The sequence below is a fragment of the Rhizobium sp. PP-CC-3G-465 genome, from assembly GCF_004343445.1.
Lineage (GTDB): Bacteria > Pseudomonadota > Alphaproteobacteria > Rhizobiales > Rhizobiaceae > Ferranicluibacter > Ferranicluibacter rubi.
In genome coordinates this window covers 2449645-2468414 of the sequence record NZ_SLYH01000001.1, presented here as the reverse complement: position 1 = coordinate 2468414, position 18770 = coordinate 2449645, and the positions used below count along the sequence as shown (strand labels likewise).

Below are 18770 nucleotides of genomic sequence, written 5' to 3'. Positions count from 1 at the left end.
CGGGAGCAGGCTCTCGGGAGAAGGGCCTTTTCAAAATGCGCCTGGGAAAACGGAGAGCGTTCATGACGGCCACGATATCGGAGCCAGACGTGACGGGAGAACCGGAGGCGACCGGACTTTCGGCGCGCCTGAACCTCGTTCTCGCGGCGGCCTGTGGCCTCATCGTCGCGAACCTCTATTACGCCCAGCCGCTCGTCGGGCCCATCGGTGCCTCGCTCGGCCTGTCGCCGGACGCGGCAGGGCTGATCGTCATGCTGACGCAGCTCGGCTATGGCCTCGGGCTGTTGCTGATCGTGCCGCTGGGCGATCTCTTCGAAAACCGCAAGCTGATCCTCATGATGCTCGGCCTGTCGATCCTCGCCGTGCTGTCGGCCGGCCTGTTGACGCAGGCTGCGGCCTTTCTGGCGGCAGCCTTCGCCATCGGGCTCTGCTGCGTGGCCGTGCAGATCATCGTTCCCTATGCGGCGCAGATGGTGCCGGCGGCAGAGCGCGGACGCGCGGTCGGCAACGTCATGAGCGGCCTGATGGTCGGCATCATGCTCGCCCGCCCGGTCTCGAGCTTCATTGCGGCCTTCCTGCCGTGGCACATGGTCTTCGTGCTCTCGGCGCTTGCAATGACCGGCCTTGCGGTCTTTCTCGCCCGCGTCCTGCCGCGCCGCATGCCGGCGTCCCGGCTTGGCTACGGCGCGCTGATCGGCTCGCTGCCGCGGCTGTTTGCGACGCAACCCGTGCTGCGCCGTCGTGCGGCCTATCAGGGCTGCATGTTCGCGGCCTTCAGCGTCTTCTGGACGGTGACGCCGCTGCTGCTGGCAAGCCCGGCCTTCGGCCTATCGCAGGTCGGCATCGCCTTGTTCGCGCTTGCGGGTGCGGCCGGCGCGCTGGCAGCCCCCATTGCCGGGCGCCTTGCCGACAGGGGCTTGAGCTTTGCGGCGACCCGCATCGCGCTGGTCGGCGGTGCCTGTGCCTTCCTCGTCACGCATCTCGCCCCGCAAGGCTCGACGGTCGCGCTCGTCGTGCTGACGCTTGCTGCCTTCGGTCTCGATTTCGCGGTGTCCACGACCCTCGTGCTCGGGCAGCGGGCGATCTACGTGCTTGGCGACGCGCATCGCAGCCGGCTGAACGGCCTCTACATGGCGACGTCGTTCCTCGGCGGCGCGGTGGGCTCGGCAGCCGGTGCCTGGCTCTACGCGCATTACGGCTGGTGGGGCGCCTCGCTCCTCGGCTTCGCCCTGCCGGCCGCAGCCCTGCTCTACAGCCTCACCGAGCGGCGCTAAGAGTCAGAACACCTGCGGCGGCAGCGCGACCAGCGGCGCCGGGATGGTGTTCGTCTTCTCCGCCGCCTTGCAGAGATCCGCGATGATACAGTGCTCGCATTCGGGACGGCGCGCCTTGCAGGTGTAGCGCCCGTGCAGGATCAGCCAGTGATGCGCGTGGTAGAGGTAATGGTTGGGGATGACCCGGACGAGGTGATCCTCCACCTGATCCGGCGTCTTGCCGGGCGCAAGGCCGATGCGGTTGGCGATGCGGAAGATGTGCGTGTCCACCGCGATCGTCGCCTGACCGAAGGCCATGGAGAGCACGACATTGGCAGTCTTGCGCCCGACGCCGGGCAGTTTCACCAGTTCGTCCCGGTCGCGCGGCACCTCCCCGTCGAAATCCTCGACCAGCATGCGGCTGAGCGCGATGACGTTCTTCGCCTTGTTGCGATAGAGCCCGATGGTGCGGATATGCTCGCGCACCGCATCCTCGCCGAGCGCCAGCATCTTCTCCGGCGTATCCGCGATGGCAAAGAGCGCCTTCGTCGCCTTGTTGACCCCCACATCCGTCGCCTGTGCCGACAGCGCCACCGCGACGACCAGCGTGAACGGGTTGACGTAGTTCAGCTCGCCCTTCGGCTCCGGCCGCTGCACGGAGAAGCGGCGGAAGATTTCCTCGACCTCCTCGGTGGAATAGGCACTCTTCGGCTTGCGCGGCTTTGCCGTCGCTTTGGACATGCGCGGCTTTGACGCTGGCTGGAGGGCCGCAAGCTTTACGGATTTCGGTTTCGGCTCTTTCATGTCTTCTCTATACTGGCGTGCCATGAACGATGGCAACGCCGACATGCGCACTGCTGACAAGCCGGTTTTCGCCGCCGAGCTGACACCCTATCGCTCGCTCGGCACCAAGGGCTTGCGCGTCGTCTTCCTCATCGCCGCGCTGATGAGCCTTGTCCATGTCTTCGTGTTCCTCGTCATCGGTGCGTGGCCCGTCGTGTTCTTCTTCGGGCTGGATTTTGTGGGCCTCTTCGGCGCCTTCTGGCTCAACAACCGCTCGGCCCGAATGCGCGAGGAGGTCAGCATTTCCAGGGACGATGTCGCGGTGCGCAAGTTCACCGCCAGCGGCCGCATGACCGAACACCGGTTCAACCCGTTCTGGACCCGCTTCGATGTCGCCCGTCACGACGAGATCGGCATCGTCTCCATGCATGTCCGCGATCGGGTGCGCGCGACCGATATCGGCTCCTTCCTCAATCGCGACGACCGTGAGACCTTCGCCACCGCCTTTTCCGGCGCACTGGCGACGGTGAAGCGGCGGGGATGAGATCGGAAATCGGGTGGCGGCAGCGGCCTGGATGTGATGATCTCGGCCAAGCGCTTTCGTGCGCGCCGCCGATCAAAGGGCGAAGAAGGAGACGAGGATGACGATCATGCCGCGCCTGACGACGGAGATCACGCCCGAGGGCACCGACTACGAAACCGTCTGCCGCGTGGTGGAGCTGCTGACCGACGATTACCGCGATCAGCCGGGTCTCGAAGACATCGCCGCGCGGCTCGGACAATCGCCGACGCATCTCCAGCGCACGTTTACCCGCTGGGCGGGCCTCTCGCCGAAAGCCTTCCTGCAGGCCGTGACGCTCGACCATGCCAAGCGCCTGCTGGGCCAGGAAGGCCTGCCGCTTCTGGAGGCAAGCTTTGAACTCGGACTGTCCGGCCCGGGGCGCCTGCACGACCTGTTCGTGACGCATGAGGCGATGTCGCCCGGCGAATGGAAGCTGCGGGGCGGGGGCCTGACCATCCGCTACGGCTTCCACCCGTCGCCCTTCGGCACGGCGCTGATCATGGTCACGGAGCGCGGTCTTGCCGGTCTCGCCTTTAACGATGCGGGGCAGGAGCGGGAAAGTTTTGCCGACATGGCCGGGCGCTGGCCGAACGCGACCTATGTCGAGGACATCGTGGCCACGACACCTTATGCCGCGCGCATTTTCGAGGCCGAGCGCTGGGAGGCCGAGCAGCCGCTGCGGGTCGTGCTGATCGGCTCGGATTTTCAGGTGCGGGTCTGGCAGGCTCTGCTCGACATTCCCATGGGACGGGCCGAAACCTATTCGGCGATCGCCGGCCGCATCGGCCAGCCCAAGGCGTCACGGGCCGTGGGCGCCGCCATCGGCCGCAACCCCATCTCCTTCGTCGTCCCCTGCCACCGCGCCCTCGGAAAGAGTGGCGCGCTCACCGGCTACCACTGGGGCCTGACGCGCAAGCGCGCCATGCTCGGCTGGGAGGCGGGGAAGGTCTGATCCATCCCCGCCAGCATTTTTCAGGCGGGCGTCAGTGCGCGCCGGACATGTCGCCCAGAACCTCTTTCGACGCGACGGTCGAATCGGCGTTGAGCGTGTAGACCATGGGGACGCCGGTTGCGAGGTTGAGCTTCAGGATCTCTTCCTTGGTCAGGCGGTCGAGCACCATGACCAGTGCGCGCAACGAATTGCCGTGGGCGGCGACGAGGACCGTCTGGCCCTTGAGCACGCGCGGCAGGATTTCGGTGAGGTAGTAGGGCCAGACGCGAGCGCCCGTGTCGCGCAGGCTTTCGCCGCCCGGAGGGGGCACGTCGTAGGAGCGGCGCCAGATATGCACCTGCTCCTCGCCCCACTTGGCGCGCGCATCGTCTTTGTTGAGGCCGGAGAGGTCGCCATAGTCGCGCTCGTTGAGCGCCTGATCGCGGATCGTCTCAAGCTCGGGCTGGCCGACGGCGTCGAGAATGATCTTCAGCGTCTTCTGCGCGCGCGTCAGGTCGGAGGTGAAGGCGATGTCGTATTTGAGGCCGGTGGCGGCGAGCGCCTTGCCGCCGGTTTCGGCTTCCTCGATCCCGAGCGGGGTCAGGTCGGGGTCCTTCCAGCCGGTGAAGAGGTTCTTCAGGTTCCATTCGCTCTGGCCGTGACGCACCAGGACAAGAGTGCCGCTCATGATCGTTCATTCCTCATTGTGTGTTTCAGTCGGGCAAAAGGGCAGACGAAGGGAGGCGAAAGGCTCAGGCCGTCAGCCCCAGCACGTCCAGCATGGAATAGTAACCGGGCTTCTGCGACCGCGCCCAGAGGGCTGCCGTCACGGCGCCGCGTGCGAAGATCGAGCGGTCGGTCGCGGAATGAGACAGCGTCACGCTCTCGCCTTCGCCGGCGAGGATGACCGAGTGTTCGCCGATGACCGAGCCGCCGCGCAGTGTCGCAAAGCCGATTGTGCCCTCGGGCCGCGGCCCGGTATGGCCGTCGCGCACGCGCACGGACTGGCTTTGAAGGTCGACGCCGCGGCCGCGCGCGGCCGCTTCGCCCAGAAGCAGCGCCGTGCCGGACGGCGCGTCCACTTTGTGCTTGTGGTGCATTTCGAGGATCTCGAGATCCCATCCGGCGGCGGGCAGGGCACGGGCGGCCTGTTGCACGAGAACGCCGAGCAGATTGACGCCGAGGCTCATATTGCCGGATTTGACCACGCGCGCGTGCCGGGCAGCCGCCTCGAACCGCGCTTCGTCGGCGGGCGAGCATCCGGTCGTGCCGACGACGTGGACGATGCGGGCCTGTGCGGCGAGCCCGGAAAACTCGACGCTGGCAGCTGGTGCCGTGAAATCGAGGACGCCTTCGGCCTCGACGAAGGCGCGCAGCGGATCGTCCGTGACGAGGATACCGGTCGGTCCGAGGCCCGCGATTTCGCCGGCATCCCGCCCGATAAAGGCCGAGCCGGAGCGCTCGACGGCGGCCGACAGGGTGACGCCCGGCATGGCGTGGATCGTGCGGATCAGCGTCTGGCCCATGCGGCCCGCCGCGCCCACGACGACGAGTTTCATATCCGGATTGCTCATGCGGTGGGGCTCATATCGTAAGGCTCATGGCGTCTTTTCCGTGCTGTCGACCAGATCTTCGCCGGCGACCAGATCTTCGATGGTGGCGGCCGGCTGGCTGCCCTGGAGATTGTGAAGGCGAGCGTAAAGCCCGTCCTTGCGATCCGCAAGCTCCGTATGCGAGCCTTCCTCGACCACTAGGCCATCGCGCATGACGATGATCTTGTCGGCATTGACGATGGTGGAGAGCCGGTGCGCGATCACCACGACGGTCCGGCCGTCCATGGCATGGTCCAGCGCCTTCTGAACGGCGGATTCCGATTCGGTGTCAAGCGAGGACGTCGCCTCGTCCAGAAGCAGGATGGGCGCGCGCCGCACGAGCGCGCGGGCGATGGAGAGCCGCTGGCGCTGGCCGCCCGACAGGGTCACGCCGTTTTCGCCGACCGGCGTGTCGTAGCCCTGCGGCTGGGCGAGAATGAAGTCGTGCGCATAGGCGAGCCGTGCCGCCTCGTACACCTCTTCGTCGGTCGCCTCCGGCCGGCCGTAGCGGATGTTGTCGCCGATCGAGCCTTCGAAGAGATAAGGCTGCTGCGAGACATAGGCGAGGCCGTTGCGCAGCGACAGCTTGGTGATGTGGGCGATGTCCTGACCGTCGATCAGGATCTCGCCGACGGAGGGATCGTAAAAGCGCGGAATGAGGCTGATGACGGTCGATTTGCCGGCGCCGGAGGGGCCGACCAGCGCGGTGGTCTTGCCGCCTTCGGCAACGAAGCTGACGCCCTTCAGGATCGCGTCGCCATTGCCATAGGCGAAATGGACATTGTTGAAGGTGATCGTCGCAGAGGACACTTCCAGCGCCTTCGCATCCGGCTGGTCGCGCTGGTGCGGCACCGTGTCGAGCACCTCGTAGATCATCCGCGCGTTGACGGCGGCACGCTCCAGCGACACCTGCAGGCGCGCCAGCCGACGGGCCGGATCGTAGGCCATCAGCAGGGCGGTGACGAAGGAGAAGAAGGCGCCGGGTGGCACATTGTCGTAGATCGAGCGGAACGCGGCATAGCCGAGAACGCTGGCGATCGCGAAGCCCGCAAAGGTCTCGGTCATCGGCGCTGTGCGCTCGGAGAGGCGGGCGATGCGGTTCGCGCGGTTTTCCGCCCGCTGGATGATCGCCTCGACCTTGCCCTTCAGCTGCTCCTCCATGGTGAAGGCCTTGACGATCGTGATCCCCTGGATCGTCTCCTGCATGGCGCCGAGCACGTGGCTGTTGATCTCGACCGATTCGCGCGTCGCGTTGCGCAGCCGGCGCGACACGTAGCGAAGGCCGATCAGCAGCGGCGGCGCGATGAGGAAGACGATGATCGTCAGCACCCAGTCCTTGCCGAGCATGACGCCGATCAGCGCGATCAGCGTCAGCAGATCGCGCGCGATCGAGGTGACCGTCATGTTGAGCACGTCGCGGATGCCCGACACGTTCTGGCTGATCTTGGCGGAAATGCGGGCCGAGCGGGCATCGGTGAAATAGCCGACGCTGAGTGCCATCAGATGCGAATACAGCCGGCGCTGATAGCTGGCGACGATATTGTTGCCGATCTTCGACAAAGCAACCGCCTGCCCGTAGGTGGCGAAGCCGCGCACGACGAAGGCGACGAAGATGGCGGCGCAGATGATGAGCACCATGTCGGCGCGCTTGTTGGCGAAGGCCTCGTTGACCACGGCTTCCATGATCCAGGCCGTGAACGCCGTGGAGGCTGCGACCAGCGCGAGGCAGGCGATGGCGAACAGATAGCCCTTGATATGTGCCCGCCCGTTCTCCCGTGCGACCCGCTTGAGCACGCTGGTGATCGTCTCGGCGTCCACTGGCGTGTGCTTCTTCTTCTGATCTTTCAAAAGCTCTTTCCCTGACCGGGCGGTCCTTATCGGATGCTTGCGCCGCGCTCTATAGTGCCTCCGGAGCCGTTTGGCGAGTCTCGGCCCTTTTCGGTTCCGGTCAGGCCTTCCAGTGACGCCCGGTGGTGGCCACGCCGAAGCGGGCCGGGGTCTGCGCAAAGGCCGCAAGGCCGGCAAGGGCTGCGAAAGGATGGGTGACCACATAGGTCGGGATCGAGCGCATCAGCGCCGAATGCGGCGCCTTGTCCTCGAAGGCGGCGCGGAATTCCGGCTGCTGCAACGCCGGCAGGATCTTCTGCGATATGCCGCCGGCGAGATAGACGCCACCCCGCGCCATGAAGATCAGCGCCATGTCGCCCGCCACCCGGCCGAGATAGCCGGCAAAGAGCGACAGCGTCTCAATGCAGGCCGCGTCGGTGCCGGCAAGGGCAGCCGACGTCACCTCGGCCGGGTCGGTGTGTTCGGGCGTCAGCCCGTCGGTGTGGCAGAGCGCCTGGTAGATATTGACGATGCCGCGGCCGCAGAGCAGCTGCTCGGCCGAAATCCGGCCCTCGATCGTCTCCAGATGCGGCCAGATGGCGGTATCGCGCGGCGTGCGCGGGCCGATATCCACATGGCCGCCCTCGCCGGGCACCGGGAAGTAAGTGGCGTGCGTGTGCAGAAGACCGGCCACGCCGAGGCCCGTGCCGGGGCCAAGAACGGCGCAGGAGGCGCTTTCCAGCGGCTCGCCGGTGCCGATCTGCGCGCAGTCGGTCTTGGCAATGGCGGCCACCGCCAGCGCCTGCGCCTCGAAATCGTTGAGAACGATGACGTCCGACAGGCCGAGCGTCGCGATCATGTCGGCCGGCGTGATGACCCAGCCGGCATTGGTCAGCGGGATCTCGTCGCCCTTGACCGGGGCTGCAACCGCGATGATGGCCGAGCGCGGACGAACGGTTGCTTGCTGGAGAATGCTGGTTTCCAGGGCTGCCTGAATGCTCGGATAGCCCCCGGTCGGCACCACGGGAAACACCACCGGCTCCGAGATCTCGTCGTTCAGCAGCGCGAAACGGGCATTGGTGCCGCCGATATCGCCGATCAGGATGGGAAAGGCGAGACCGGGAACCGTTTCTGCAGACGCGGACATGAAACCTCCTGAGGGATCGGGCTAATGGTATCGGGCGACCGGGATCAGCGGGCGGAAAGCGCTTCGCATGTTTTGCCGAATCGCTCCAGTGCAAAAGTCGAGACGAGAGTCTGTCAGGTTCATTCTGAACCAGCCAGACTCTCGATTCCTTTGTCGTCGTTTGTCTCTTCGGGATAACCGGATTCCACTTATCCCTGACAAACTGTAACGGCGCCCGGTGCTCAGAGCGGCCGGAAATCCACCAGGCGCTCGGCCGTCGCGCGGTTCAGCGCCATGGGAATGTCGTAGACAGTCGCCAGCCGCGTCAGGGCCTTTACATCGACATCGTGCGGCAGCGCCGTCAGCGGATCGATGAAGAAGATGAGGAGATCGACATCGCCGGTGGCGATCAGCGCGCCGATCTGCTGGTCGCCGCCGAGCGGCCCGCTTTTCAGCCGCGTTACGTCGAGGCCGGGGCAGGCCTCCTGCACGCGACCGCCCGTGGTGCCGGTGGCGACGATCCGCCAGTCCGCCAGCACGCTCTCGTGGGCCTTGGCGAATTCCGCCATGTCCTGCTTCTTCAGGTCATGCGCGATCAGCGCCATGCATTTGCGAGCCGTCATTGCGTCCTCCGCATCATCCTCTTCGCTCATATTTCCCGGAACCTAAATCGATTCAAGAGGAAAGTGCGGACGCGTCACTGTACCCCGCCGGCAACCGGACGGCGCGTGGGCACGGGAACGGACGGATCGTCAATCGTGGTGGGTGGCATGATGGCGTCGGGCGCGGCGGGGGCGAAGGCCGAGGCCGGCGCCGGCGCAGAGACGGGAACTGCGCCACCGAAGGTCGATGCGGCTTCCGACGCGGATGGCGCGGCCAGCACACCGCTGCAGGCCTGCGGCAGATCGGACAGCATGACGAAGCGCGGCTTGACCGGCTTTGCATCCGGGTTGGGCTTGGGCTTCGCCCAGGGCTCCTGGGTGAACCACCAGGCAAGCGATTTGTCGCAGCCGTCGCCGGGCGCCACGGCCGCCTGCGGCTTGCAGCCGGGCGAATCGGCCGGGCACTTGATGCGGATATGGAAATGCTCGTCGTGGCCGTAGATCGGCCGGATCTTGCCCATCGCCGTCCGGTCGCCGGTCCAGGTCTCGCACAGCTTCTTCTTGATCGCCGGGTTGACGAACACCCGGTCGACCTCCGGTTCGCTCGCGGCCCGCATCAGCAGCCGCGCGTGGGTCGGCGTCCAGCGCTCCGGGTTGACGGTGAGGAACTTGGTCTTGTCGAGCATGGACACGAACGGCTTCTGTTCGCGTTCCGCCACGCTCATCGCCCGCGCGGGCTTCGGCTGGAACCAGATGTCCGCATCGAGCCCGATCTGGTGGGAGGCATGGCCGGTCAGCATCGGCCCGCCGCGGGGCTGGGAGATATCGCCGAGCAGGATGCCCGATCCCCAGCCGATCTCGGCCGCATCGCGCGAGAAGCGCTCGAGAAACATGATCATGTGCGGATTACCCCAGCGCCGGTTGCGCGAGAGGCGCATGGCCTGCCAGGTCGGCCCGTCGGCCGGCAGCGCGACTGCGCCGGACAGGCACCCCTTGGCGTAGGAGCCGAAGGAGGCGGGCGCCGTCCTGCTGGGAAGCGTCATGCCGCCGAACAGCTGCTTGGCCGGCTGCGGCTCTGCCGAAAGGGCGGGCTGGAGGCCGAGCGGCAGGATGAGAGCGGCCGCGATGAACGCTCTGGTCGCCCATCCGGTCGAAGATCTTGCGAGAAACGATGTCATGCGGGTCGGTCCGGTGCTGTCATGATCGGGCTTGGGCGTATTCAGGCTTGGGGTCGTAGAGAGGGATCTTTCTCACACGGTCTTTGTGTCAGACTTGCGGTCAAGCCGATGTGAAGGCGGATTTCAGGCCCTGCCCGGAGCCGCGCCTGTCAATCGGCCGCATTTCGCCTATTGTGTGCTTCGAACGCGACCATGGAGACGAACCGCATGCGGCAGAAGACGAGCAGGACGACACCGGCACTGACCTTTGGCACCCTAGGCCTCATCGCCGCCGCCTTCCTCGCTCCTTGCGTCTTCTTAAGTCCCGTGCAGGCGCAGGACCCCCAATGGCGCCACGGCATGTCGACCGTCGGCGAACTGAAATATCCGCAAGGGTTCAAGCAGTTCGACTATGTGAACGCGCAGGCGCCGAAGGGGGGCGAGGTCCGGCTGGCCACCATGGGCACGTTCGACACGTTCAACCCGGTGCTGGCCAAAGGCGAGATGGCCGCAGGCGTGGTCGGTCCCGTTTCCAGCGCCTCCGGCATGTCCGTCGGCCTGGTGTTCGAAACGCTGATGAAGCCCTCCATGGACGAGGTTCTCACGGATTACGGCCTGCTGGCCGAGGCCGTCGCCTTTCCCGATGATTTTGCCTGGGCGAAATTCCGTCTCCGGCCGGAAGCGACATGGGCGGACGGCACGCCGGTGACGCCGGAGGACGTGATCTTCAGTTTCGACAAGGCCAAGGAGCTCGATCCCAAGGCAGCATCCTATTATGGCCATATCACCAAGGTGGAGAAGACGGGCGAACGGGAGGTGACCTTCTCCTTCGACGAGGTTGGAAACCGGGAATTGCCGAAGGTGGCCGGCAGCCTCCTCATCGTGCCCAAACACTGGTGGGAAGGAAAGGACGTGGAAGGGCGGCCACGCGATATCGCGCGCACGACGCTCGAAATGCCCATGGGCTCCGGCCCCTACAAGATGACGTCCATGAAAGCCGGTTCGACCGTCCGTTACGAACGGCGGGACGACTACTGGGGCCGGAACCTGAACGTCAATGTGGGGCAGAACAACTTCGGAACCATCAGTTTCACATACTTTGCAGACCTCGACGTCGCATTCGAGGCCTTTCGCTCGGGCAATGCGAACTACCGGTGGGAGAACTCCGCGCGCCGCTGGGCGACATCCTACGATTTTCCCGCGGTCAAGGACGGCCGGATCAAGCTCGAGCGGCTGGAGAACGACAGCCGGGACAGCGGCGTCATGGTGGGGTTCGTTCTCAACCTGCGGCGCGAACCGTTCAAGGACGTCAGGGTGCGGGAGGCGCTCAACTACGCCTTCGATTTCGAGGAGTTGAAGCGGACGATCTTCTACAACGAGTATAATCGCATCGACAGCTTCTTCTTCCCGACCGAACTGGCGTCATCAGGACTTCCGGAAGGGCGTGAGCTGGAGATCCTGACGGAGCTGAAGGACAAGGTTCCGCCGACCGTTTTCACCAAGCCCTACACGAATCCCGTTGGCGGCGATCCCGCCAAGCTGCGGGACAATCTGCGCAAGGCGATCGGCCTTCTGAAGGAAGCGGGCTTTGAGCTGAAGAGCAACCGGATGATCGAGACCAAGACGGGCAAGCCGCTGACATTCGAGATCCTGCTCGACGGCACGACGATCGAACGGGTCGCCTTGCCCTTCAGCCAGAACCTGCGAAAGATCGGGATCGAGGCACGGGTTCGCACCGTCGATAGCTCCCAATACACCAATCGCTGGCGGTCGAAGGACTTCGACGCCATCTACCTGGGCTGGGCACAGACCCTCAACCCGGGCAACGAGCAGACGGAATTCTGGGGAACGACCGCCGCCACGCGCGAAGGATCGGCGAATTATTCCGGTCTTGCCGATCCCGGTGTCGATGCGCTGATCCGCAAGGTGATCTTCGCGAAGGATCGCGACGACCTCGTTGCCGCAACGAAGGCGCTCGACCGGGTGCTGCTGGCCAAGCAGATCGTCATTCCGACCTATGCGTCGCGCGACATGCGGATCGCCTACGCACGAGATCTCACGCATCCCGAAAATCTGCCGGAATATGCCGTCGGCTTTCCCGCGATCTGGTGGTCGGCCGCCGCGAAAGCTCCATGAAAGCCTTGCACGTCAGACTGGCCTGCTTTTCATAAGGCAGACCGCGAATCACGAACGGGAACGTCAGCGCATTGATCGGACATCGGAAAACCGGGTTGAACGATAAGAGGGGCCGTAGCGGCGTCATCATGACCAGAGTCCGGGCCAGAGTCCTGGTCGGGGCGCGGATCTGATGGGCGGCTATATTCTGCGCCGTCTGTTCCTGATGATCCCGACGATCATCGGCATCATGGCCATCTCCTTTGCCGTCGTCCAGTTCGCGCCCGGCGGTCCGGTCGAGCAGGTCATCGCCGACCTCACCGGGCCGAACCAGGGCGGTGACCGCCTGTCGGGCGGCGGTGGCGATCTCGCGGGTGCCTCCGGCGGCGACCAGAGCGGCGGCAGCTATCGCGGCGCGCAGGGGCTCGATCCCGACTTCATCGCCAAGCTCGAAAAGCAGTTCGGCTTCGACAAGCCGCCGCTGGAGCGCTTCCTGACGATGATGTGGAACTATGCGCGCTTCGATTTCGGCGAGAGCTTCTTCCGCAATACGTCCGTGATCGATCTCATCCTCGACAAGATGCCGGTGTCGATCTCGCTCGGCCTGTGGATCCTCGTCCTCTCCTACGCGATCTCCATTCCGCTCGGCATCAAGAAGGCGGTGTCGGACGGGTCGCGCTTCGATGTCTGGACCTCCGGCATCGTCATCGTCGGCTATGCCGTGCCGGGCTTTTTGTTCGGCATCCTGCTGATCGTGCTCTTTGCCGGCGGGTCCTTCCTCGACTGGTTCCCGCTGCGCGGCCTCGTCTCGGACAATTTCAGCCAGCTGACCTGGTGGCAGAAGATCCTCGACTATCTCTGGCACATGACGCTGCCGCTGATCACGCTGCTGCTCTCAGCCTTCGCCACCACGACGCTGCTGACCAAGAATTCCTTCATCGACGAGATCCGCAAGCAATATGTCGTCACCGCTCGCGCCAAAGGGCTGGCGGAGCGGCAGGTGCTCTATCGCCATGTCTTCCGCAACGCCATGCTGATCATCATCGCCGGCTTTCCCGCCGCCTTTATCTCCGCCTTCTTCACGGGCTCGCTCCTGACCGAATACATCTTCTCGCTCGATGGCCTCGGCCGTCTCGGCTACGACGCCGTCGTCAAGCGCGACTATCCGATCGTCTTCGGCACGCTGTTCATCTTCTCGCTGATGGGGCTTGTCGTCAGCCTGCTGTCGGACCTCATCTACACCTGGGTCGATCCGCGCATCGACTTCGAGCGGAGGGACGTCTGATGACGGACATCACCGCGAACCCGGCTGTTGTCGCCGTTGCGAAACCCGGACGATTGTCGCCCGTCGCAAAGCGCCGCTGGGAGAATTTCAAGGCCAACCGGCGCGGCTACTGGTCGTTCTGGATCTTCCTCGCGCTTTTCGGCTTCAGCCTCTGTGCCGAGTTCATCGCCAACGACCGGCCGATCCTCGTCTCCTACAAGGGCGAACTGATGGTGCCCGTGCTGGTCAATTATCCCGAAGACAGGTTCGGCGGCTTTCTGGCCGAGACCGACTACGCCTCGGACTTCATCCGCGAGGAGATCGAGGCGAACGGCTGGATGGTCTGGCCGCCGATCCGCTATTCCTACCGCAGCGCCAATTCCAACATCCCGCATTCCGCACCCACGGCCCCCTTCTGGACGATGAGCGCGGCTGAGCGCTGCTCCGGCTACGCGCAAGGGGAGGCCGATCGAGGCTGCACGCTCGGCAATTTCAACTGGCTCGGCACCGACGACCAGGCGCGCGACGTCGCCGCCCGCACGATCTACGGCTTCCGCATTTCGGTGCTCTTCGGCCTGGCGTTGACCATCGCGTCGGCCGTGGTCGGCGTTACCGCCGGCGCGATCCAGGGCTATTTCGGCGGGTGGACCGACCTGTTGATGCAGCGTTTCATCGAGATCTGGTCGTCCATGCCGGTGCTCTACATTCTGCTGATCATCGCGGCGATTCTACCGCCCGGCTTCTTCGTGCTGCTCGGCATCATGCTGCTCTTCTCCTGGGTCGGCTTCGTCGGCGTGGTGCGGGCGGAATTCCTGCGGGCGCGCAATTTCGAGTATGTCCGTGCCGCCCGGGCGCTCGGCGTCGGCAATGCCACGATCATGTGGCGGCATCTCCTGCCGAACGCGATGGTCGCCACGCTCACCTTCCTGCCCTTCATCCTCTCAGGCTCCATCACCACGCTGACCTCGCTCGACTTCCTCGGCTTTGGCATGCCCCCCGGCTCGCCCTCGCTCGGCGAACTGATCGCGCAGGGCAAGTCCAACCTCCAGGCCCCCTGGCTCGGCCTCACCGCCTTCCTGGTGATGTCGGTCATGCTGTCGCTGCTGATCTTCATCGGCGAAGCTGCGCGCGACGCGTTCGATCCGCGAAAGACGTTTGGGTGATCTCGCCAGAAGACGGCAGGGCTGTTAGAATAAAGGTTATCATCTGCCACCAGCCAGGGATGCCGCAGAAGTGAATAAAATCGTTCGTGAATACTATCCCGCAGCTCTCCTGCCGGACGACCTACGTGACGGCCTTGATGGCAGCGTGCACGTTCGCATCGTCATCGAGACCCAAGAAAGTCTGAGCGAAAGTGAACCGGCACATCCGCCTTTTCTCCCAACGCGGACCGATAGATCCGTCAGCGGAGCCGAGATGCTGGAAAAGATCAGGGTTCACAAAGCCAAATACGGGACAACGACGACGGAAGAGGAGGCCGTTCGCAGGATCCGCGATTTGCGCGACGAATGGGACGATGAATGACGGGTGGTCCGAGAATCTATCTCGATACCAACTCATTCATTTTCGCGATAGAAGAAGCTTCCGTACGTTCCGACCTTCTGAACGCTCTGTTCGATATTTCCGTCCGTGGTAGCAACCAGCTTTTGGTCACGAGTGAGCTTGCGCTCGCCGAGCTTTTAGTGAAGCCGTTTCGAACGGGAATGCATGATCTGGTAAGGCGGTATGACGATGTTATCCGAACAGACACGTGGCTGGATGTCTATCCCGTCAACCGCGCAGTTCTTTGGCGGGCCGCAGAGTTGCGTTCCGTCAGCAAGCTGAAGATTGCCGATTCGATTCATTTTTCGACGGCACAGATAACGAACTGCACGCATTTTATGACAGCAGACGGGGATTTCGCATCGCTGTCTGCCCTTCCACTCCCTACAGGAATGCTACCACCGGCCCGGATAGCCATCGTCCGCCCCGACATCCCCACACTCACCACCCTCCTGGAATCCCTGTCCCCATGACCGAACCGCTCCTGTCCGTGCGCGATCTCTCCGTGGCTTTCCACCAGGGCGGCAAGACGTCTCTGGCGGTCGATCGGGTGTCGTTCGATATCGCGAAAGGCGAGGTCGTCGCACTCGTCGGCGAATCCGGGTCCGGCAAGTCGGTCTCAGCCAATTCGATCCTGAAGCTTCTGCCCTATCCCGCCGCCAGCCATCCGGGGGGTGAGATCCTGTTCAACGGGCGCGACCTGCTGAAGATCGGGGACGCCGAACTCCGGGAGGTGCGCGGCAACGACATCACGATGATCTTCCAGGAGCCGATGACGTCGCTCAATCCGCTCCATTCGATCGAGCGGCAGATCGCCGAGATCCTCGATCTTCACCAGGGCATCAAGCCGGCGCAGGCGCGGCCGCGCGTGCTGGAGCTCCTGCGGCAGGTCGGTATCCGCGAGCCGGAGAAACGCCTGAAGGCCTATCCGCACGAGCTTTCCGGCGGACAGCGCCAGCGCGTGATGATCGCCATGGCGCTCGCCAACCGGCCGGAACTGCTGATCGCCGACGAGCCGACCACGGCGCTCGACGTGACAGTGCAGGCGCAGATCCTCGAGCTTCTGAAGCAGTTGAAGGACGAGCATGGCATGTCCATGCTGTTCATCACCCATGACCTCGGCATCGTCCGCAAGATCGCCGACCGCGTCTGCGTCATGACGAAGGGAAAGATCGTGGAGACCGGGCCGACGGCCGAGATCTTCGGCAATCCGCAGCACGCCTATACCCGTCATCTGCTCGCTTCCGAGCCGCGCGGCAAGCCGCCGGCATCCGACGAGACGAAGCCGATCGTCATCGAGGCGAAGGATATGAAGGTCTGGTTTCCGATCAAGGCCGGCTTCCTGCGCAAGACCGTGGATCACGTGAAGGCCGTCGATGGCATCGACTTGACGCTGCGCGCCGGGCAAACGCTCGGCGTCGTCGGCGAGTCCGGATCCGGCAAGACCACGCTCGGCCTTGCGTTGACCCGGCTCATCGGGTCGCAGGGGCGCATCGGCTTCGAGGGCCAGAATATCGAAAGCTATTCCTTCAGCCAGATGCGGCCGCTGCGCCGACGCATGCAGATCGTCTTTCAGGACCCCTTCGGCTCGCTCAGCCCGCGCATGGCCGTCTCCGACATCATCGGCGAAGGGTTGCAGGTGCACGAGCCGTCTCTGTCGGCACGGGAGCGCGATGCGCGCGTGGCTGCGGCGCTGGAGGAAGTGGGCCTCGACGCGGCCACGCGCTGGCGTTACCCGCACGAGTTCTCCGGCGGCCAGCGCCAGCGTATCGCCATTGCCCGGGCCATGGTGCTGAAGCCGCAATTCGTCATGCTGGACGAGCCGACCTCGGCGCTCGACATGAGCGTGCAGGCGCAGGTGGTCGATCTCCTGCGCGACCTGCAGGCCCGCCACGGCCTCGCCTACCTCTTCATCAGCCACGATCTGAAGGTCGTGCGCGCGCTGGCCAACGACATGATCGTCATGCGGCTCGGCAAGGTCGTGGAGAAGGGGCCGGCCGAGGCCATCTTCACAGCGCCGCGCGAAGACTATACCAAGGCCCTCATGGCTGCCGCCTTCGACCTTGAGGCCGTGCCCGTTCCCGCCGTCCGCCAGTAGATGGCCGCCAGATCAGATCCTCCGGATATCATCATGCCCTCCACTGCCGCTCCCGTCGTCATCGACCTGAAGTTCAACGCCGGGGAGGTGCAGGCCGCGCTTGCCGATGCCTTTCCCGGGCGCGACGTCATCAACCGCACCGATCTCGCCCAGGCCGGGCGCGATCTCTCGCAGGCCCGCTATGCCGTCGTCTGGAAGTCGCAGCCCGACCTCTTCGACCGTGCGCCGAACCTTGAAGCCGTCTTCTCCGGCGGTGCCGGCGTCGATCATGTGCTGACGCTGCCGGGATTGCCCGATGTGCCGCTGGTGCGCTTCGTCGATCCGACGCTCACAACCCGCATGAGCGAGTGGGTGGTGCTGCAATGCCTGCTGCATCTGCGCCAGCATGTTGCCTATGAAAAGCAGGCAAAGCAGGGCCTCTGGGCCGAACGTCCCCAGCCGGAGGCGCGCGAACTGACCGTCGGGGTGATGGGCCTCGGCGTGCTGGGCCAAGATGCGGCGCGCAAGCTGAAGACGATGGGGTTCACCGTCATCGGCTGGTCGCGGCGGCCGAAGACGATCGAGGGGATCGAGACCTATGACGGGAGCGGTCTCGACGCCTTCCTCGCGCGCACCGATATCCTCGTCGGCCTCCTGCCGCTGACGGCGGAGACGCGCGGCCTGTTCGATGTGGCGCTGTTTGCAAAGCTGAGCCGCAAAGGGCCGTTCGGCGCACCTGTGTTCATCAATGCCGGGCGGGGCGGCAGCCAGGTCGAGGCCGATATCGTCGCGGCGATCCGCTCCGGCGTGCTGCACGGCGCCTCGCTCGATGTCTTCTCCACGGAACCGCTGGACGCCGATAGCCCGCTATGGACGTTGCCGAACGTCATCGTGACGCCGCATGCCGCCGCGGCGTCGGATGTCCGCGCGCTGTTCCGCCACGTCGAAGCGCAGATCGAGCGCCACGAAGCGGGCATGCCTTTCGAGCATCTGGTGGATCGTACAGCCGGCTATTGATTCGGTTTGGCGTCAGAGACGTTCGACGGGCCTGCGGAAGGCGGTCGGCTGTTCGTAGAGCCAGCCGATCCGTTCGACGGCCTCATCCAGCCCTTCGCGCGCCACCGTCATCGTGTTGCCATTGGCGTGGATCAGGGTCGCCTGGTTTTCCATGATGGCGACGTGACCCTTCCAGAAGACGAGGTCGCCGCGCCGTAGATCCTCGCGGGCGATCTCGTGGCCGAGGGATGCGGCCTGCATGTCGGTGTCGCGGGGTGCGGCGACGCCGGTCATCATCAGCGACAGTTGCACGAGGCCAGAACAATCGATGCCGAAGCCGGAACGGCCGCCCCAGAGATAGGGCGTCTCGATGAAGCGTGCCGCGATGGAGACATAGTCGCCCTGCGGCGCCTCGCCGACCGGCGCGCAGTGACCGGCAACGACGGCCTGGCCGTTCTCCAGCAGGAAATAGCGCGTGCCACGGGTGCCGCGCTCGTCGATGGCGGTGATGCGGCTGCCCATCGACAGCGCCTGCACGGTGGGAAAGCGCAGGTCCGCACCGGAATAGACGAAGGTCCGCGGCGCGGTGATGATGTGCGTCGGGCTCTTCTGGATGCTGACCACGGCAAAATCCGGGACATAGCCGACATAGCTGTCCGCGTCCGCCTTGACCCAAGCCCAGCCATGCGAGGTGTCGAGCACGCGCACGGTCTCGCCGATCAGCAGTTCCGTATCGGCGCCGCAGCCAAGATCCGGCTCGGCCCGCAGCGGCATCACCGGCACGCAGCAGACGGCGGAGGAGCCGGCGGTATAGGCAAGGGCGTCCACATGGCCGCGCAGGCTCTCCTCCGCAAGATCCGGGCGAAAGGCATGAAGCCTGCGGTCGAAGGAATGGGTCATTACGCTCACAGGAAAGGAGGTCTGGAAAGAAGGTTTGGGAAAG

The 18770-nt window shown here is 64.8% G+C and carries 18 protein-coding genes; 10 read left to right on the top strand and 8 right to left on the bottom strand.

The window, feature by feature from the left end; all coding sequences use genetic code 11:
- Nucleotides 1-62 precede the first annotated feature (62 nt).
- On the top strand, nucleotides 63-1274 hold the full coding sequence (locus C8J33_RS11745) for an MFS transporter (protein ID WP_132664309.1): 1212 nt from the start codon (nucleotides 63-65) through the stop codon (nucleotides 1272-1274).
- 3 nt (nucleotides 1275-1277) lie between these two features.
- On the opposite strand, the gene nth is transcribed toward C8J33_RS11745, so the two are convergent.
- A complete protein-coding gene (nth, locus tag C8J33_RS11740) occupies nucleotides 1278-1994 on the bottom strand; it encodes an endonuclease III (RefSeq protein WP_422038113.1) in 717 nt (238 codons plus the stop codon).
- Between the two features lie 85 nt (nucleotides 1995-2079).
- On the opposite strand from nth, the gene C8J33_RS11735 reads away from it, so the two are divergent.
- A complete protein-coding gene (locus C8J33_RS11735; RefSeq protein ID WP_132664307.1) occupies nucleotides 2080-2580 on the top strand; it encodes a DUF2244 domain-containing protein in 501 nt (166 codons plus the stop codon).
- 97 nt (nucleotides 2581-2677) lie between these two features.
- Nucleotides 2678-3550, top strand: a complete 873-nt coding sequence (locus tag C8J33_RS11730; protein ID WP_132664306.1) for a methylated-DNA--[protein]-cysteine S-methyltransferase — start codon at nucleotides 2678-2680, stop codon at nucleotides 3548-3550.
- A 31-nt stretch (nucleotides 3551-3581) separates the two neighbouring features.
- On the opposite strand, the gene C8J33_RS11725 is transcribed toward C8J33_RS11730, so the two are convergent.
- The 6 genes from C8J33_RS11725 to mepA form a co-directional block, all read right to left on the bottom strand.
- A complete protein-coding gene (locus C8J33_RS11725) occupies nucleotides 3582-4217 on the bottom strand; it encodes a 2,3-bisphosphoglycerate-dependent phosphoglycerate mutase (protein WP_092931408.1) in 636 nt (211 codons plus the stop codon).
- A 64-nt stretch (nucleotides 4218-4281) separates the two neighbouring features.
- Nucleotides 4282-5103: a 4-hydroxy-tetrahydrodipicolinate reductase gene (dapB, locus tag C8J33_RS11720; protein ID WP_132664305.1), complete on the bottom strand. Its 822-nt coding sequence runs from the start codon at nucleotides 5101-5103 to the stop codon at nucleotides 4282-4284.
- A 24-nt stretch (nucleotides 5104-5127) separates the two neighbouring features.
- Nucleotides 5128-6969: an ABC transporter ATP-binding protein gene (locus C8J33_RS11715; RefSeq protein ID WP_132664304.1), complete on the bottom strand. Its 1842-nt coding sequence runs from the start codon at nucleotides 6967-6969 to the stop codon at nucleotides 5128-5130.
- Between the two features lie 100 nt (nucleotides 6970-7069).
- The gene (locus C8J33_RS11710; RefSeq protein WP_132664303.1) at nucleotides 7070-8095 is read right to left on the bottom strand and encodes a glucokinase; all 1026 of its coding nucleotides are present in this window, start codon (nucleotides 8093-8095) and stop codon (nucleotides 7070-7072) included.
- 221 nt (nucleotides 8096-8316) lie between these two features.
- Nucleotides 8317-8697 (bottom strand): methylglyoxal synthase, encoded by a 381-nt coding sequence (locus C8J33_RS11705; protein ID WP_110800635.1) that lies wholly within the window; start codon nucleotides 8695-8697, stop codon nucleotides 8317-8319.
- A 74-nt stretch (nucleotides 8698-8771) separates the two neighbouring features.
- Entirely contained in the window at nucleotides 8772-9854 is a 1083-nt protein-coding gene (gene mepA / locus C8J33_RS11700) for a penicillin-insensitive murein endopeptidase (protein WP_132664302.1), read from the bottom strand.
- 207 nt (nucleotides 9855-10061) lie between these two features.
- Between mepA and C8J33_RS11695 the strand changes: the two genes are divergently transcribed.
- The 7 genes from C8J33_RS11695 to C8J33_RS11665 all read left to right on the top strand — a co-directional run bounded on the left by C8J33_RS11695 (nucleotide 10062) and on the right by C8J33_RS11665 (nucleotide 17848).
- A complete protein-coding gene (locus C8J33_RS11695; RefSeq protein WP_132664301.1) occupies nucleotides 10062-11969 on the top strand; it encodes an extracellular solute-binding protein in 1908 nt (635 codons plus the stop codon).
- A gap of 172 nt (nucleotides 11970-12141) precedes the next feature.
- A complete protein-coding gene (locus C8J33_RS11690) occupies nucleotides 12142-13233 on the top strand; it encodes a microcin C ABC transporter permease YejB (RefSeq protein ID WP_132445522.1) in 1092 nt (363 codons plus the stop codon).
- Complete coding sequence (locus tag C8J33_RS11685) at nucleotides 13233-14375, top strand: ABC transporter permease (protein WP_132664300.1); 1143 nt, start codon at nucleotides 13233-13235, stop codon at nucleotides 14373-14375. Before C8J33_RS11690 ends, C8J33_RS11685 begins: the two co-directional genes overlap by 1 nt.
- A gap of 70 nt (nucleotides 14376-14445) precedes the next feature.
- Nucleotides 14446-14736 (top strand): hypothetical protein, encoded by a 291-nt coding sequence (locus tag C8J33_RS11680; protein WP_132664299.1) that lies wholly within the window; start codon nucleotides 14446-14448, stop codon nucleotides 14734-14736.
- The gene (locus C8J33_RS11675) at nucleotides 14733-15227 is read left to right on the top strand and encodes a type II toxin-antitoxin system VapC family toxin (protein ID WP_132664298.1); all 495 of its coding nucleotides are present in this window, start codon (nucleotides 14733-14735) and stop codon (nucleotides 15225-15227) included. Before C8J33_RS11680 ends, C8J33_RS11675 begins: the two co-directional genes overlap by 4 nt.
- Nucleotides 15224-16852, top strand: a complete 1629-nt coding sequence (locus C8J33_RS11670) for an ABC transporter ATP-binding protein (RefSeq protein WP_132664297.1) — start codon at nucleotides 15224-15226, stop codon at nucleotides 16850-16852. The genes C8J33_RS11675 and C8J33_RS11670 overlap by 4 nt, the downstream gene beginning before the upstream one ends.
- Nucleotides 16853-16885: 33 nt before the next feature.
- On the top strand, nucleotides 16886-17848 hold the full coding sequence (locus C8J33_RS11665; RefSeq protein WP_132664296.1) for a 2-hydroxyacid dehydrogenase: 963 nt from the start codon (nucleotides 16886-16888) through the stop codon (nucleotides 17846-17848).
- A 12-nt stretch (nucleotides 17849-17860) separates the two neighbouring features.
- Here C8J33_RS11665 and C8J33_RS11660 read toward each other — a convergent pair whose 3' ends face one another.
- Nucleotides 17861-18727: a C40 family peptidase gene (locus tag C8J33_RS11660; protein ID WP_132664295.1), complete on the bottom strand. Its 867-nt coding sequence runs from the start codon at nucleotides 18725-18727 to the stop codon at nucleotides 17861-17863.
- Between the last annotated feature and the right edge of the window lie 43 nt (nucleotides 18728-18770).